15 protein-coding genes are annotated in these 16,098 nt (G+C 54.4%); 8 read left to right on the top strand and 7 right to left on the bottom strand.

Annotated elements, in window-relative coordinates; all coding sequences use genetic code 11:
- Positions 1-3 precede the first annotated feature (3 nt).
- The 7 genes from hisF to hisG are packed head-to-tail and all read right to left on the bottom strand — an operon-like array spanning position 4 to position 6,588.
- On the bottom strand, positions 4-783 hold the full coding sequence (gene hisF / locus SAMA_RS10180) for an imidazole glycerol phosphate synthase subunit HisF (protein WP_011760060.1): 780 nt from the start codon (positions 781-783) through the stop codon (positions 4-6).
- Complete coding sequence (gene hisA, locus SAMA_RS10175) at positions 765-1,502, bottom strand: 1-(5-phosphoribosyl)-5-[(5-phosphoribosylamino)methylideneamino]imidazole-4-carboxamide isomerase (protein ID WP_011760059.1); 738 nt, start codon at positions 1,500-1,502, stop codon at positions 765-767. Before hisA ends, hisF begins: the two co-directional genes overlap by 19 nt.
- Positions 1,499-2,212 carry an imidazole glycerol phosphate synthase subunit HisH gene (gene hisH, locus SAMA_RS10170; protein ID WP_011760058.1) on the bottom strand — a complete coding sequence of 238 codons (714 nt, stop codon included), beginning with the start codon at positions 2,210-2,212 and terminating at the stop codon, positions 1,499-1,501. Before hisH ends, hisA begins: the two co-directional genes overlap by 4 nt.
- On the bottom strand, positions 2,212-3,279 hold the full coding sequence (gene hisB / locus SAMA_RS10165; protein ID WP_011760057.1) for a bifunctional histidinol-phosphatase/imidazoleglycerol-phosphate dehydratase HisB: 1,068 nt from the start codon (positions 3,277-3,279) through the stop codon (positions 2,212-2,214). The genes hisH and hisB overlap by 1 nt, the downstream gene beginning before the upstream one ends.
- Before the next feature lie 19 nt (positions 3,280-3,298).
- Positions 3,299-4,387 carry a histidinol-phosphate transaminase gene (hisC, locus tag SAMA_RS10160; RefSeq protein ID WP_011760056.1) on the bottom strand — a complete coding sequence of 363 codons (1,089 nt, stop codon included), beginning with the start codon at positions 4,385-4,387 and terminating at the stop codon, positions 3,299-3,301.
- The gene (gene hisD / locus SAMA_RS10155; RefSeq protein ID WP_011760055.1) at positions 4,384-5,691 is read right to left on the bottom strand and encodes a histidinol dehydrogenase; all 1,308 of its coding nucleotides are present in this window, start codon (positions 5,689-5,691) and stop codon (positions 4,384-4,386) included. Before hisD ends, hisC begins: the two co-directional genes overlap by 4 nt.
- A 3-nt stretch (positions 5,692-5,694) precedes the next feature.
- On the bottom strand, positions 5,695-6,588 hold the full coding sequence (gene hisG / locus SAMA_RS10150) for an ATP phosphoribosyltransferase (protein ID WP_011760054.1): 894 nt from the start codon (positions 6,586-6,588) through the stop codon (positions 5,695-5,697).
- 460 nt (positions 6,589-7,048) lie between these two features.
- On the opposite strand from hisG, the gene SAMA_RS10145 reads away from it, so the two are divergent.
- The 8 genes from SAMA_RS10145 to rnd all read left to right on the top strand — a co-directional run bounded on the left by SAMA_RS10145 (position 7,049) and on the right by rnd (position 15,915).
- Positions 7,049-9,046: an ATP-dependent DNA helicase gene (locus tag SAMA_RS10145; protein ID WP_011760053.1), complete on the top strand. Its 1,998-nt coding sequence runs from the start codon at positions 7,049-7,051 to the stop codon at positions 9,044-9,046.
- 118 nt (positions 9,047-9,164) lie between these two features.
- Entirely contained in the window at positions 9,165-9,875 is a 711-nt protein-coding gene (gene tsaB, locus SAMA_RS10140; protein WP_011760052.1) for a tRNA (adenosine(37)-N6)-threonylcarbamoyltransferase complex dimerization subunit type 1 TsaB, read from the top strand.
- A 17-nt stretch (positions 9,876-9,892) separates the two neighbouring features.
- Complete coding sequence (locus SAMA_RS10135) at positions 9,893-10,186, top strand: hypothetical protein (protein ID WP_011760051.1); 294 nt, start codon at positions 9,893-9,895, stop codon at positions 10,184-10,186.
- A complete protein-coding gene (locus tag SAMA_RS10130; protein ID WP_011760050.1) occupies positions 10,179-10,889 on the top strand; it encodes a M50 family metallopeptidase in 711 nt (236 codons plus the stop codon). Before SAMA_RS10135 ends, SAMA_RS10130 begins: the two co-directional genes overlap by 8 nt.
- A gap of 81 nt (positions 10,890-10,970) precedes the next feature.
- Positions 10,971-11,783, top strand: coding sequence for a class I SAM-dependent methyltransferase (locus SAMA_RS10125; RefSeq protein ID WP_041410337.1), 813 nt, complete (start codon positions 10,971-10,973; stop codon positions 11,781-11,783).
- A gap of 170 nt (positions 11,784-11,953) precedes the next feature.
- The gene (locus tag SAMA_RS10120; RefSeq protein WP_011760048.1) at positions 11,954-12,889 is read left to right on the top strand and encodes an alpha/beta fold hydrolase; all 936 of its coding nucleotides are present in this window, start codon (positions 11,954-11,956) and stop codon (positions 12,887-12,889) included.
- Positions 12,890-13,061: 172 nt separating this feature from the next.
- Positions 13,062-14,738, top strand: a complete 1,677-nt coding sequence (gene fadD / locus SAMA_RS10115; RefSeq protein WP_011760047.1) for a long-chain-fatty-acid--CoA ligase FadD — start codon at positions 13,062-13,064, stop codon at positions 14,736-14,738.
- A 61-nt stretch (positions 14,739-14,799) separates the two neighbouring features.
- A complete protein-coding gene (rnd, locus tag SAMA_RS10110) occupies positions 14,800-15,915 on the top strand; it encodes a ribonuclease D (RefSeq protein WP_011760046.1) in 1,116 nt (371 codons plus the stop codon).
- Positions 15,916-16,098 lie beyond the last annotated feature (183 nt).

Below are 16,098 nucleotides of genomic sequence, written 5' to 3'. Positions count from 1 at the left end.
CCATTACTCCGTTAACCTGATGGCAATCCCCTGTGATACAAGGAATTGTTTAAGCTCACCAATATTGATGATGCCTTTATGAAACACGCTTGCGGCAAGGGCTGCATCGACTCGGGCATCGGTAAAGACCTCGGCAAAGTGGGCCATGGTGCCGGCGCCACCTGAGGCAATCAGCGGCACATCACAGATGGCACGCACCTTTAGCAGCTGCTCAATATCATATCCCTGGCGTACACCGTCCTGATTCATCACGTTCAGCACTATCTCGCCACAGCCCTGGCGCTGCACTTCTTCAACCCAATCTAACGTGTGCCAGCGGGTGTCTTTGGTAGCGGCTTCATCGCCGGTAAATTGCTTTACGGTGTAGTTACCGCTGCCTGCATCATAAAAGCTGTCGATGCCCACTACCACGCATTGGCGACCAAATTCATCGTGTAGCCTGCGGATAAGGCTGGGATCGGAGAGCGCAGGTGAGTTGATTGAAATTTTGTCGGCGCCGAAGGCCAGAATTTCCCGCGCCTGCTCAGCAGTTTTAATTCCCCCGGCCACACAAAAGGGGATGTCGATGCGCTCGGCAATGCGGCTTACCCAGGATTTATCCACTATGGCACCTTTGGCGCTGGCACTGATGTCATAAAACACCAGTTCATCGGCGCCTTCTTGGGCGTAGCGGGCAGCAAGCGGCACTATATCGCCGACAATCTCGTGGTTACGAAATTGCACGCCCTTAACCACTTTGCCGTCTTTCACATCCAGGCAAGGCACTATACGTTTGGCCAGCATGCAATTGCCTCCTTTGCACTGAACACGCCGGTTAGCAGCGCCTTACCGATAATGATACCACTGGCACCAGAGGTTTTGACGGCCTTTACGTCATCAAGGGTCGCCACGCCGCCACTGGCCTGCCACTGTACCTCGTTGAAGCGCTCGGCCAGTTCACAGTAAAGGGCTGTATTGGCGCCGGTCATGGTGCCATCGCGGCTGATGTCGGTCACCAGTGCATGTTTAAGGCCTGCGGGCATAAAGGTATCCACCAAGGATTCCAGCGACTTGCCGCCGCCCTGTTGCCAGCCGTGAACCGCCACCATCTTGTTGCCGTCGGCATCTATATTGACGTCAAGGGCAAGACAAATGGCATCGCCGCCATACTTATCAAAAAGGCGCAGTACTACCTCAGGTGATTTGACAGCCAGCGAGCCGATAACCACCCGGGCAACGCCCGCATTCAGCAGGGCATCCACGTCTGCAGCGCTGCGAATGCCGCCGCCGACTTGCAGCGGGGTGGACAAACTGGCCGCAATCTCTTCGATTAACTTGGTTTGCCTTTTGTCCGGATCTTTAGCGCCGGTTAGATCAACAAGGTGCAAGAGTGCAGCGCCATCCTGCTGATAACTCAGCAGCTGGTTCTTGGGGTCCAGTGAAAATTCGGTCTTTTTGGCGTAATCGCCCTGAAACAGGCGCACCACCTGACCATCGATAAGGTCAATTGCAGGAATGATCATGATTGCTCCAAGGTGCCAGCATGTGATTGCGCTCGAAAATGGTCATCAAGCCCCAGGTCGGCCAGGGTGATTGCCAGAAAATTCCTGAGGATTTTGGCGCCAGTCGTGGCGCTTTTCTCCGGATGGAACTGTACCCCCATAAAGTTGTCTTTGGCGATGGCGGCGCTAAAGGTTTCACCGTATTCGCAGCTGGCGATGGTGGCTGCGGATGTTGGCGCACAGAAGGAGTGCACAAAATACACCCACTCGCCGGGCTCAATGCCTGCAAATAGGGGATGATTGGACACCGTTAGCTGATTCCACCCCATGTGGGGCAGGGGGTGGCCTGATGCGTCCAACTCACGGATTTCACCTGGGATAATATCAAGGCAATCAATATCCTCGCCCTTGGCGCCGCGCTCGTGTGAGCGGGTCATCAACAGCTGCATCCCAAGGCAGACTCCGAGCACAGGCTGGCGCAGGGTTGGGATCAGTTTATCAAGCGCTCTGGCTCTCAGGGCATCCATGGCTGCCGCTGCTGTGCCAACGCCGGGCAGCACCAAACGTGGTGCGGCGCGAAGCACTTCGCTGTCTGGGCTTACCAGCACCTTTGCTCCAAGGCGCTCAAAGGCAAACTTCACCGAGCTTAAATTGGCGCAGCCGGTGTCGATGATGACCAGTTCGGGCGCCGATTTCTCGGTCTCAGCGTTGGGAATAGCCTCCTCACTCATCAAAGCACTCCTTTTGACGATGGCAGGGCATCACCTTCGATGGCAATGGCCTGGCGTAGGGTGCGGCCAAGCACCTTGAACAGGGCTTCTACCTTGTGGTGATCGTTATCGCCATCGCAGCCGATGTGTAAGGTGCAGCGCAGACCATCGGCGAAGGAGCGAAAGAAGTGCGGCACCATTTCGGTGGCCATTTCGCCCACTTTATCGCGGCTAAAGCTCGCCTCAAACTTGATAAAAGGCCGACCTGAGATATCCATCAAACACTGGCCCGAGGCTTCATCCATCGGCAGGGCAAAGCCGAAACGGCCGATGCCGCGCTTATCTCCAAGGGCCTGACGCAGGGCATCACCCAAGGCCAATGCTGTGTCTTCCACACTGTGGTGATCGTCAATCTCAAGGTCGCCATCGACGTTAAGCTTGAGGCTGAAATTACCGTGGGTGGCGATTTGATCAAGCATATGGTCAAAAAAGCCGATGCCGGTGTCGATTTGATTGTTGCCCGGGGTGTCTAAATCCACCGTGACCCTAATGTCGGTTTCGCGGGTCGTGCGCACAACGGTGGCGCAGCGGCCTTTGGCGAGCAGCGAATCGGCAATGGCGTTCCAGCCGAGGGTTTCACGCTGATACTTAAAGCTCTTGATGCCCATGGCGTTGCCAAGTTCGACATCGGTGTCGCGATCGCCAATCACTGCTGAGGCGGTAAAATCCACCAGACCTTGGGTCAGGAAGGATTTTACCAGACCGAGTTTGGGCTTCCGGCAGCTGCAGTTTTCATCGTTGAAGTGCGGGCAAATCAGCACCTCATCAAACTTAACGCCCTGACTTTCAAAAACCTGCATCATCAGGTTGTGGGGGGCGTCAAAGTCTTCCTGAGGGAAAGATGGGGTGCCGAGGCCATCCTGATTACTGACCATAATCAGGCGGTAACCGGCTTTTTGCAGCCGCAGCAGCGCGGGAATGGCGGTTGGTTCAAACACCAGCTTGCTGAGACTGTCGACCTGCTTATCTGTTACCGGCTCCTCAATCAGGGTGCCATCGCGGTCGATAAAAAGCATTTTCTGGGGCATGGGTACTCTGTCCTTGTGATTATTTGCTGTCGATACGGCCGATGGCCTCGATAATGGAATCCGTTTGTTGTTCGCTGGCATAGCTGATGCGAATGGCATCTTTAAGCCTTGGATGGCTGTAGCGTCTGGCGACTATGCCAGCCTTGGTAAGGGCTCTGGCGAGTACTTCCACATCATTGCTGAAGGCAAGTACATAGTTACCGCCGCTTGGCAGGACGCTAAGACCCGCCTCGGTGAGCGCCAGAGCGAGTCGTGCGCCCTGTTTATTAAGAAGTACCACATCGGCGCGCATTTGAGCGATACCCATAACGGAAAGGGCTTTCTCAGCAATCACTGATACGGGAACAGGTACAGGATAGGGTGCAATCACCCGCATCACCAACTCACACACCGAGGGCTTCGCCAGCAGAAAACCGCAGCGCGCACCGGCCAGGCCAAAGGCTTTTGATAGGGTGCGCAAAATCACCAGATTTTCAAACTCGGCCATCAAACTGGTGGCGCTTTGGGCGGGTGAGCCATCAGCATTGTGGGCAAATTCGATGTAGGCTTCATCAACCACCACCAGCGCATTGGGGAAGGTTTTCGCCACCCGCGCGATTTCACCAAGCGGCAGCAGGGTGCCGGTTGGGTTATTGGGGTTGCAGACAAACACCAATTTGCTGCCTGTTAAGGCCGAGATATCGTCAGGCAGGCTGAAATCTTCTGCCAGCGGCAGGGTGTTAACCGCCACATTAAAGGTGGCGGCACTGATGGCGTACATGCCATAGGTAGGGCTGAAAATGCCGATGCTGTCTTGGCCGGGCACACAAAAGGTGCGAATAAGCAGTTCAATGGCTTCGTCGGCGCCGCGGCCGCATACCAGCTCATGGGCCGCAACGCCGGCGTAAGCCGCGTAGGCCGCTATCAGCCCCGGTGGCTGGCACTCCGGATAGCGGTTGGCGCCATCGATGCCGGTGCGGTTAAAGGGCGATTCATTGGCATTCACCCAGATCTCACCGCTGCCGCCGATGCGCCGGGCGCTCTGGTAGGGCTCAAGGCTTAAAAGCTCAGGGCGGGCGAGGCGGGCTGCCAGGCTATCCGTTGGCACTGCGTTTACCTGAGATGTCATTGACGATTCTCCTCACGTGCGATGGCATCAAGCCTGACTTTTACTGCATTTTTGTGGGCATCCAGCGACTCGGCCGCAGCCAGAGTCATCACGGTTTGACCGAGTCCCTTCAGTCCTTCTGCACTCAACTCCTGCACGGTAAAGCGGCGGCAAAAATCGGCCAGCGACAAACTGGAGACGGTCTTACTGTAACCGTAAGTGGGCAGCACGTGGTTGGTGCCGGAGGCATAGTCGCCAACCGATTCCGGCGTATAGGCGCCTAAAAATACGGACCCAGCCGCACGAATACGTGGCAGCAGCGCCCTTGGCTCTCTGGTTTGAATAATGAGGTGCTCAGGGGCATAGAGGTTAGACACGATTGCCGCCTCATCCAGGGTGGCAGTAATGATAATACGGCTGCATGACAGCGCCCCTTCTGCAGTTTCTCTTCTGGGCAGCAGGGTGAGCTGGCGCTCAAGGGCCGCTTCAACCGCGTTTGCCTGGGTGCGGGAGTCGGTGACAAAAATCACCTGTGAGTCACTGCCGTGCTCGGCCTGAGACAAGAGGTCTGCTGCGATAAACTCGGGGTTGGCGGCATCATCGGCAATCACCAGCACTTCGGAAGGACCGGCTGGCATGTCGATGGTGACGGCAGCCTGGGTATCCCTTGCCACCTGGGCCTTGGCTTCGGTCACGTAACGATTGCCGGGCCCAAAAATCTTGTCCACTTTTGGTACGCTCTCAGTGCCGTAGGCGAGCGCCGCAATGGCCTGGGCGCCGCCTATCTGGAACACATCGGTAATGCCGCACACGCTGGCAGCATAAAGAATGGCGTCATCAATGGGCGGTGGGCTTACCAGTACCCGCTTGGTACAACCAGCGATAGCGGCAGGCACGGCCAACATCAACACTGTGCTGATAAGGGGGGCACTACCGCCCGGAATATAAAGCCCCACCTTTTCAATGGCCTCACTTTTAAGCTCGCAGCGAACTCCCGGTTGGGTCTCCAGGCTGATTTCGCTGAACTGCTGGGCGCTATGAAAACGGGCAATGTTGGTGCGGGCGGCGTTGATGGCGTCTTTAAGCTCAGGGCTTACACGCTCGCAGGCTGCTGCGATTTCGTCCGCACTCAGCGCCAGCGTATCGATTTCGGCTTTATCGAAGCGCGCCGCGTATTCAATCAGGGTGCTGTCGCCGCGACGCTTCACATTGCAAAGAATGTCACTGACGGATGTCGCCAGACTATCATCCCCCACCAGAGGTGAGCGGGACAGCGCCTGGCGCTTGGCATCCTCGCTTAAGGTGTTCCAGACCAAGGTTTCCATCGCTTACCCCATCATTTTTTCGATTGGCATCACCAGAATCGAGCTGGCACCGAGGGCCGTCAGTTCTTCCATGGTGTCCCAGAACAAGTCTTCGGTGCTGACCGCGTGGATGGCAACACGGTTGGTTTCGTCGTTCAGCGGCAGTACGGTTGGGTTTTCGGCGCCGGGCAGCAGGGCGACGATTTGCTCCAGGGTTTCTGTTGGGGCGTGCAGCAGGATGTATTTGCTTTCACGGGCACGGATAACCCCATTGACCCGGGAGAGGATTTTGTTGATAAGTGCCTGCTTGGTATCACTTTGCGGTGTAGTGGACTGAATAATACAAGCCATGGAGCGGAAGATGACTTCAGTTTCGTACAGGCCGTTGGCTTCGAGGGTGGCACCGGTCGACACCAGATCGCAGATACCATCGGCAAGGCCAGCACGGGGCGCCACTTCCACAGATCCTTTTAATTGGCAGTCCTGATAGGATATGCCTTTATTCTGCATAAAACGGCGGAGCAGGTTGGGGTAGGAGGTCGCGATCCTAAGGCCTTCCAGTGAGCTGGCATCGCCATAGACAAATTCGGTCGGTACCGCCAGCGACAGACGGCAGGCGCCAAAGTCCAGTTGTCTGAGCTTAACGACGTCAGAGGCATTGCCCAGGCAGTCGCGCTCAAGCTGCTCTTCTTCCAGCACGTTTTCACCGACTATGCCTAAATCGACCACACCATCCATCACCAGGCCGGGGATGTCATCGTCGCGCACCCGCAAAATATCCACGGGCATATTGTCGGCGTGGGCGATAAGCCGCTGTTCATTCACGCTGAATTTTACCCCGCAGCTTTTCAGCAGCTGTTGGGACTCGGTGGACAGGCGTCCGGATTTTTGAATGGCGATTCTCAGTCTGGCAGTCATGGCGAAATATCCTGTATCTAAAGTAATGTTTAAAATCAAAAACTTTGGTGCAAAGAAAAACCCCCGGAATTCCTTCCGGGGGTTGTCCTGAAACTTTAGATCATGACCGCCAGAAGGAATGCACCTTCGGCAGTGAGCTTCCGAAGGCTACCGCTTATGATGGTGATGATGGTGCTTGGCAGTCGAAAGCTGGAACATGTGTCTTTAATCCTGTGTATGGCGCCGTGCGCTCTTTACATTTAGTGTCTGGCCGAATTTATCGGACGCTTTTTACACTAAAGGCTTTCAGGATGCTTTGCAAGGGCGTTTTTCGTCAATATTAAAAAAGTTCAGCTTTGCATGAATATTCATACATAAGAAGCTGTCTTTGGTGTGTGTTGAACACTTTTCTTGTGGCAGTCAGTGAAATCGGCATAATGCATTCAACCAAAAGGTGAATCACTTCAATGCTGGAGCCTGCTTGTCTTCCCAATCCGCTGCCAACAACCTGATAACCCGCACACAGGCCGTCTTCGATGAAGGTGGGCTGCTGTCGCGTTTTATCCGCGGTTACCGGCGTCGTGAGGTGCAGCAGCAGATGGCTGAGGAAGTGGCGTCCTGCTTGAGTCATACCCATAAGCTGGTGCTCGAGGCGGGCACCGGTGTGGGAAAAACCTTTGCTTATCTGGTGCCCGCGCTTTTAAGTGGCAAGCAGGTCATTGTCAGTACCGGCAGTAAAAATCTGCAGGAGCAGCTCTTTTATAAAGACTTACCAGCCCTGTTGGAGATGCTTAAGCTCCACCTGCCAGTGAGCATTTTAAAGGGCCGCAGCAATTATTTGTGCCAGCGGCTGATGGCAGCACAAATGGAAGCGGCTTTCAGTCACGATGAGAAGCTTTTGGATGATTTGCTCAAACTCAATCAGTTTGCGCAAACCACTGAAGATGGCGACCTTGGCAATCTGACCGGAGTGGCCGAAGATGCCCGTGCCATCAGTTTGGTAGCCAGCACACAGGATAGCTGCACCGGCCAGCGCTGCGCCTTCTATGAAGATTGCTTTACCCGGAAAGCCCGCGCCCGCGCGATGAATGCTCGCTTGATTGTGGTGAACCATCATCTGTTTTTTGCAGACAGGGTATTGAAAGACACAGGCTTTGCCGAACTCTTACCCGATGTGGATGCGGTGATTTTCGATGAGGCGCACCTGCTACCTGATATCGCTATGCAGTATTTTGGCGCTCAGCTTTCTACCGGCAGCCTGCGGCGGCTGCTGGACGGGATAGAGCGGCTTACCGAAGGCGAGCTTGGCGATACCCAGGGACTTAAGCTGTTGCCACAACGTGCCCGGATTAAGTTGGATGCCTGGCAAAATTGCTTGTTGGATGCTGGCAGCAGTGATTTTCGGCAACTGCTGAAAGATAAGACGGCGGCGCTGGCGGCAGGCGAGCTGATTGCCGAGTTATCGGCACTGGAAGCCTTGCTGCTTGCCAATGTGGGCCGCAGTGAGCCACTTGATGACTTTGCCGTTAAGCTGCCGGAGCTTAAGCAAAAGCTTGAGCGCTTCATTGCCTGTGACGATCCGGGCTCTGCCTACAGCATAGATATCGGTGAGCGTCATCTGATGCTGCGTATTTCACCCATCGACATCGCGAAGGCGTGCAGCGAGTTGTTCAGCGAAGACACCGCCTGGGTGTTTACCTCTGCGACCTTGCAGGTGGAACGAAGCCTGCAATTTTTTACCCGAGAGCTTGGGCTGACTTCTGCGAAGCCTGTATCAGCTAAACGCAGCCAATCCGGGGCAGGTGCCAAATCCGCAGTGTGTAAAGAAGTGCTGCTCGACAGTCCCTTTGATTACCCCAGGCAATCGCTTTTGTGCGTGCCGCGCCGTTTAGGCAGTGTGGCCAATCAGGACGCTATGGTGTGCCAGCTCACCGAGGTATGCCTCAAGCTGATCAGGGCCGCCAAGGGCCGCACCTTTATCCTCTTTACCAGTCACAGGATGATGGAGGCCGTGGCGCGCTCGTTGGTGGGCCGCTGCCATTACCCTTTGCTTGTGCAGGGGCAGGGCGGTAAGCAGCAATTGCTGTCCAAATTCAGACAGTTGGGAGAGGCCGTGCTGCTTGGCACTGGCAGCTTTTGGGAAGGGGTTGACGTGCGTGGTAAGCTGCTGTCGTGCGTCATTATCGATAAGCTCCCCTTTGCTTCGCCGGATGACAGTCTCTACAAAGCCCGCGCCAGTCGGGTTGAGGCCAGAGGTGGCGATCCCTTTCTGGAAATTTCGCTGCCCCAGGCGGTGATTGCGCTGAAACAGGGGGCTGGCAGGCTTATCCGCGATGAAACCGACCGTGGGGTACTGGTGATCTGCGATAACCGCCTGGTCAACCGGCCCTATGGTCAGGCATTTTTGCAATCGCTGCCGCCCATGGCCCGCACCCGTGATTTGGATGAGGCCTGCGCTTTTTTAGCCGCTATTGACTGAATTTAGTCCGACTGCTGGCGTTAGCCGTTTTATGGGCCGTGTTTTATCGGGTAAAATCATTGCTATTAACGATAGGGCCACCTTTCTGTGGCCAAACGATATTGGAAACTCATTGCCCATGACGCAGCCTATTGCACTGCCTGAAAACCCGGTGATCCTCGCGCTCGATACCTGCACCGAAGCCTGCTCCGCCGCGCTCTATGCCAAGGGGGTAACCTATGCCGATATGGCCGACGCGCCCCGTGAGCACAGCCAGCGCCTGCTGCCCATGATAGATGGGCTCTTGAACGATGCCGGGCTCAGCATTAGCGATGTCAACATCATTGCCTACGGCCGTGGCCCCGGCAGTTTTACCGGCATTCGTATCTGTACCAGCATGACCCAGGGCCTGGCACTTGGTCGCGAGCTGCCGGTGATTGGTATTTCTACCCTGGCCGCCATGGCGCAGGAAGCGATGGAAAAGAGCGGTGAAACCCGGGTGCTGTGCGCCATCGATGCGCGCATGGCGGAAGTCTATGTGGGTGAGTACCGGATGCATGATGGCGTAGCAACCTTGGTGGGTGAAGAAGCTGTATTGCCGCCAGCCATGGTGAAAGTATCTGATGGAGTAAGGCTTGCCTGCGGCACCGGTTTTGATGCTTACCCTGAGCTTTTGACCCTGGGGCATGGCCTTGAGCTCAGCACTGAGGTGAAATTTCCTGCCGCAGAGGCTATGCTGACGCTAGCCAAACAAGGCATCGCACAGGGGCTGCACACCAGTGTGGATGATTTGGCGCCTGTGTATCTGCGCGATACTGTGGCCTGGAAGAAATTGCCCGGCCGGGAATGAGTTGAGGACTCGCTGATATGGTGATTAACGCTGCACAAATTGCGTTTTTTGGGGCAAGTGCCCTAATACCGCGCGCTTTGCCTGCGTCTTCACCCCAAGGTGACGAAAGCCTTGAGCAGTCCCCCAGCGTTATCGGCGCGCAGGCAAGCACACTCATGGCGGCCTGGGATAGCGGATTCACGCCTAATCAACAGCTTAACTATGATGAAACGCCCCAAAGCCGCGGCGCCATTGCTGAGTATTTGTTAACTCAGCACGGCGAGCGGCGGGATCAAATCCGTGCCATGGTCGGCATAGATCTCTATGCCTGACATCAAAAAAGTGAATCTAACCTCTGAGCGTACTGCCATAAGCCCTCATCCCGGACGTGGTGTATTCCTGCTGGAACTGGCTGTCGCAGCTTTTATCACCCATATTCCCTACCTCGGCATCCCCTTCAAGTGGCTGGAAAGCTTTTTTCATGAGCTGTCACATGCGTTGGCGACCCTTCTGACAGGTGGAACAGTAAGCCATATCCAGTTGTTTCCTAACGGTGCTGGGCTGTGTTTCTCAGGCGGGGGAATGCCTGTGGTCATAGGGTTCAGCGGTTATGCAGGCGCGGCCTTTTGGGGACTGACGCTGTTTGTTATGGCGACCTGGCCCAGGGGCATAAAGCCAGCGTTTGCTTTGCTTGGGGTGATGGTGTTGGTGGTCTTGCTGTTTTACGCCCGTGATGTGCTGACCATGGGCATTTTACTGGTTTTGGCAGGATTATTTTTTCTGCCTTTGAAGCTTGCAAGTGCGCCGTGGCTGGTTATGTTTCTAAGGCTGTTGGCTCTCATAGTGCTTTTGAACGCCCTTAATAGTCCAACCTATCTGTGGGGGCTTGAGGAGCAGGGGGATGCCGTGCTTCTGAGCAACTTTATCTGGTTACCGCCTGCCTTGTGGATTGCATCCTGGCTGGTGCTTGCTGCGGCATGTCTCTGGCTTTGTTGGCGTCGGGTTAATGCCCTGGTCAATTGCAACAAATTATGAATTCCCCTTGGAAAACCCCCTGAGCCTTGTTAGCTTCGGTGCCAGTATTAGTAAGGTATTTCGATGTATTTCAAGGAGAACATGATGAAAAAATTGCTGGTAGCGGGCCTGGTATCCTGGGCCGGACTGACAGGGATGGCACATGCCATGACATTGGAAGAGGCGGCTCTAAACAGTCTGCGTACACCCGCCAATGTTGAGCGCGATCAGTATCGTCATCCTGTTGAGACGCTGAGCTTTTTCGGTGTAAAGGACAACCTAACCGTGGTGGAGTTCTGGCCCGGTGGCGGCTGGTATACTGAAATTCTGGCACCATTGCTTAATGAAAATGGCCAGTATGTCGCTGCGAATTTTGAAACCAACCCCGCCCCCGAGGCTAATAGCCCTGCCTATCGTATTCGTCTCGGTAAGGCGCTGGAAGGCTGGCTCGAAACCCATGCCGATAAGGTAGGGAATGCGAAAACTGTAACCTTCGACCCTCCTCATAAAACGTCATTGGGTGAAAGCGGTAGCGCCGATGTGGTGCTGACGTTCCGCAACATGCATAACTGGGCTATGGCCGGTCAAGCGGAGATGGTGCTCAGCGCCGCCTTTGATGTATTAAAGCCAGGCGGTGTATTCGGCGTAGTGGAACACAGGGCCAAGCCGGGTATGAGTCTTAAGTCAGGCTACATGGAAGAAAACGAAGTGATCCGTTTAGCCAAAGCGGCAGGCTTTGTGCTGGCAGATAAGAGTGAAGTTAACGCGAATCCCCGTGACACCAAAGACTATGCTGATGGTGTCTGGACTTTGCCGCCATCACTCCGTAAAGGTGATACGGATAAGGCCCGTTACCTGGCCATCGGCGAGAGTGACCGTATGACCCTTAAGTTTGTGAAACCGGCCGAGCGTTGAGCTGGATTGACTCACGTGTTTAAAGGGGCCTATGAGCACCGTTAACACGACTTTAAGTCATTGCCCATGCCGGGAAATGCCGATACCGGAACACCGCCGGTGTCGGCATTTTTCACTGTAGGTCAGTGTTGGGATGAGAGAGCGGCAGTAATAACTAAGCGAGAGTTTTAATGACGAATGAGTTTCAAGAGCTGGAACTCGCCTTGCCTCATATCAGGCTGGCCGGGTGGCAACATGGTTCCACGGCGAGTGACGGTGCCAAACCGGACTCGCAGGGGCATGGGCAATCCAAGCCACTGGTGCTGGCACTTCACGGTTGGCTTGATAACGCCCAGAGTTTTGCGCCGCTCGCGGCCTCATTGAAGGATGTCAGACTGTTGGCCATTGACTGGCCGGGACATGGACGGTCAGCCCACAGGCCAGGGGAGTATCCCCTGCACTGGATAGACTACCTTTATGATTTGCACGCACTGTTACAGTTTTTAATGGTTCGCGGTGACAGGCCTGTGGCCATTATTGGTCATTCACTGGGCGGTATAGTCGCCAGCGCTTACGTAGCCGCCCACCCGGATGCCTGTAAAAAGCTGATCCTGATAGAAGCGCTTGGGCCGCTCAGTGAGAGGCCGGGCAAGAGTCAGAAGCGGCTGGTGGATAGTTTTGCATCTCACACAGCCTTATCCGAAAAAAAGACCACAGGCGAGCAGGCAAAGGCTTATACCAGTCTGGATGCCATAGTCGAGGCAAGACACAGATTGACCGGACTCAATAAAACGGCCTGTGAGTTGATTCTGGCACGTAATTTTGAATATCGCAGTGGGGGCGACCACGCAGGCTGGTATAACAAAACTGACCCCCGACTCAAGCTCGATTCACCGCTCAGGCTCACACCGGCTCACGCTGAGGCGTTTATCAGAGGTCTGGAAATGCCAACCCTGTTACTGATGGGAGAGCAGGGATTTGCTAAGCTGCACGAGGCGTTGGAGCATGCACGCCCCCTCTATCGGCAGCTGCAGGTGCACACTATCGCAGGCGATCATCATCTTCATATGTCCGACCCGGAGACCACCGCCGATGCTATTCGTCACTTTCTGAGCACCTGCGGATAAGCCTTAAAAAGGGGCTGGGCTTTTAAGCGCAATTATGTGATGATTGTCAAAAATTTAAACGCCCGTATGATTTTCGTGCGTAAGTAATAATAACAAGTTAAAACAACCGTATCGGCGAACCTTAGACGCTTGGACAAGCGTCGCCGTTACCTCGGGGTTTTAGGAGACTTTTGTGGACAAGCCTTGGATTAATCATTTGCCACACGATGTGCCTGCTGAAATTGATGCGGGCAGATTTGACAGTTTGGTCGACATGTTTGAACAGGCGGTGAGGGATTACGCCGATCAACCAGCCTTTATTAACATGGGTGCGGTGTTGACCTACCGTAAACTGGAAGAGCGCAGCCGCGCCTTTGCCGCCTACCTGCAAAACGAGCTTGGTCTTAAGAAGGGTGACAGGGTCGCGCTGATGATGCCCAATCTGCTGCAATACCCCATTGCACTGTTTGGTGTGCTGCGTGCAGGCTTAGTGGTGGTGAACGTCAATCCGCTGTATACCCCGCGGGAGCTTAAGCATCAACTGATTGATTCTGGAGCGAAAACCATCGTAGTCGTGTCAAATTTTGCCCGCACCCTTGAAGAGGTTGTGGACGACACGCCGGTAGAAAGCGTCATTATTACTGGGCTTGGCGACTTGCTGAGCGCGCCCAAGCGTACCTTGGTGAACTTTGTGGTGAAGTACATCAAAAAGTTGGTGCCCAAGTACGATTTGCCACATGCTATTTCCTTCAGGAGCGCCCTGCAAAAAGGCCGCCGTATGCAGTATGTCAAGCCAGAGCTCGACATAGATACACTGGCGTTTTTGCAATACACAGGTGGCACTACGGGCGTATCAAAAGGCGCCATGCTGAGCCACGGTAACGTGGTTGCCAACGTATTACAGGCTAATGGAGCCTATGCGCCGCTGCTGGCCGATGGTAAGGAGTTTGTGGTCACGGCTCTGCCGCTTTATCACATCTTTGCTTTAACGGTGAATTGCTTGCTGTTCCTGCATAAAGGCGCACAAAACCTGCTTATTACCAACCCCCGTGACATTCCGGCCTTTATATCGGACCTGCGCAAGTATCCTTTTACCGCGCTGACCGGGGTGAATACGCTCTTTAACGCCCTGGTGAACAACGAAGAGTTTACCCAGCTGGATTTCTCTCGCCTTAAACTGTCTATTGGCGGCGGTATGGCGGTGCAGCGCGCGGTCGCCGACAAGTGGCAGAGTATCACCAAAACCCGCTTGCTTGAGGGCTATGGTTTGACAGAAGCTTCGCCGCTGGTGGCCTGCTGCCCCTATAACCTTGAAGGTTACAACGGTTCTATTGGTTTCCCGGCGCCTTCGACCCTGATGCAGGTGCGTGACGATGATGGGAATGTTCTGCCCCAGGGCGAAACAGGTGAACTCTTCGCCAAAGGTCCCCAAGTGATGAAAGGCTACTGGCAACGCCCGGAAGAAACCACCAAAGTAATAGATGCCAATGGTTGGCTTGCCACCGGTGATATCGGTTACATGGATGAACAGGGATTTTTCTACATAGTCGATCGCAAGAAAGACATGATCCTGGTGTCGGGCTTCAACGTGTTTCCCAATGAGGTGGAAGATGTGGTTGCCATGCACCCGAAAGTGATTGAAGTCGCCGCCATCGGCGTGCCCAATGACGCCAGTGGTGAAATCGTTAAAGTCTTTGTGGTAGCCAAAGACAAATCTTTGACCGAAAGCGATGTTATCAAGCACTGCAAGCATCATTTAACGGGCTATAAGGTTCCTAAGCTGGTAGAATTCCGCGATGAGTTACCTAAGACCAACGTGGGTAAAATATTGCGCCGAGAGCTTAGAAACGAGGAGCTTAACAAGGCGTGATAGAAAAACCGGCGTAAAGCCGGTTTTTTATTGCCATGAGCCAAGATAAGGGGAGAGGGGTTTGCTGGAGTTTCACTACGTAAAGGACGATGAAGCGCTGACCGCTTTGGTCGACCAATACAGCCAAAGCCGATTATTGGTATTGGACACCGAGTTTGTGCGTACCCGTACCTATTACGCCAAGTTGGGTCTAATTCAGGTATACGATGGCAATACTCTGGCCCTGATAGACCCGCTCGATATTCAGGATTTATCTGGCTTTTGGGCGCTGCTTACCAACCCGAATATCCTTAAGTTGGTTCATTCCTGCTCTGAAGATCTGGAAGTCTTTGCCCGTTATGGCAAGGTTCAGCCCACCCCCCTGTTTGATTCGCAGATTGCGGCCGCGCTCAGTGGGATGGGCCATGGACTTGGCTATGCCAAACTGGTCGAAGAATGTTTGGGGCAGACCCTGGACAAGGGAGAATCCCGTACAGACTGGATAAAGCGCCCTCTGACCGATGCCCAGCTGCAGTACGCCGCCAATGATGTGTTCTATCTGTACCAGCTTTATCCTCAGCTTGAACAAAAGCTTAAAACGCTGGGCCGCTTCGATTGGGTACTGGAGGAAGGCGCCCGCCTGACAGAAGGGCGTTTGCAGCGCCCTGAGGCTGCAACGGCATATCTTAAGGTGAAGAACGCATTTCAGCTGACCCCGAAGCAATTGGCCTACCTGAAAGTGCTGGCAGCCTGGCGGTTGGAGCGCGCACTTGACCGGGACCTTGCGCTTGGCTTTGTGATTAAAGACCACGCCCTGATTGCCCTTGCGAAAAAGCCGCCTCGCTCCATCAGTGATTTATTGAAAATCAACGATCTCTCTGAGCATGAGAAACGCATTCACGGCAAGGACATCCTGAAAGTGTTGCAAAAGGCCGATGTGGAGAATCCACCGGCCGCCATTGATGTGATTGCACTCAAGCCCGCTTATAAGCAGGCGTTTAAAAACATCAAGGCCGCGCTCACCGAGATTTGTGAGCGTGAAGGGTTACCGAGCGAGCTTTTCTGCTCAAAACGTCATATCCACGAATATCTCGAGTATCGCTGGCAAGGTGATGCAGAGGATACGCCGCTGTTGCTGCAGGGATGGCGCGGGAAACTCGCAACTGACGTACTGCAAGCTTTGGTACTGGAACCCTAACCTCGGTGATAGATATGCTGCAATGCTTAAGCCGCGATGATTAAGCTGCTTCACGTCATAGCAATCAGTTGGGATATCAGAAAAACACAGTAAAAAAGCCGCCGAAGGGCGGCTTTTTTGTAACCCGTCAATGTTAGCCTAAGCACAGCGACTTCACGGCCTGTTGAGGGCTGCCTTGAAATC

Origin of the sequence: Shewanella amazonensis SB2B (assembly GCF_000015245.1) — a bacterium.
Taxonomy (GTDB): domain Bacteria; phylum Pseudomonadota; class Gammaproteobacteria; order Enterobacterales; family Shewanellaceae; genus Shewanella; species Shewanella amazonensis.
The sequence above is the reverse complement of the archived record's forward strand: the minus strand, read 5'-3'. Positions and strand labels throughout refer to the sequence as shown.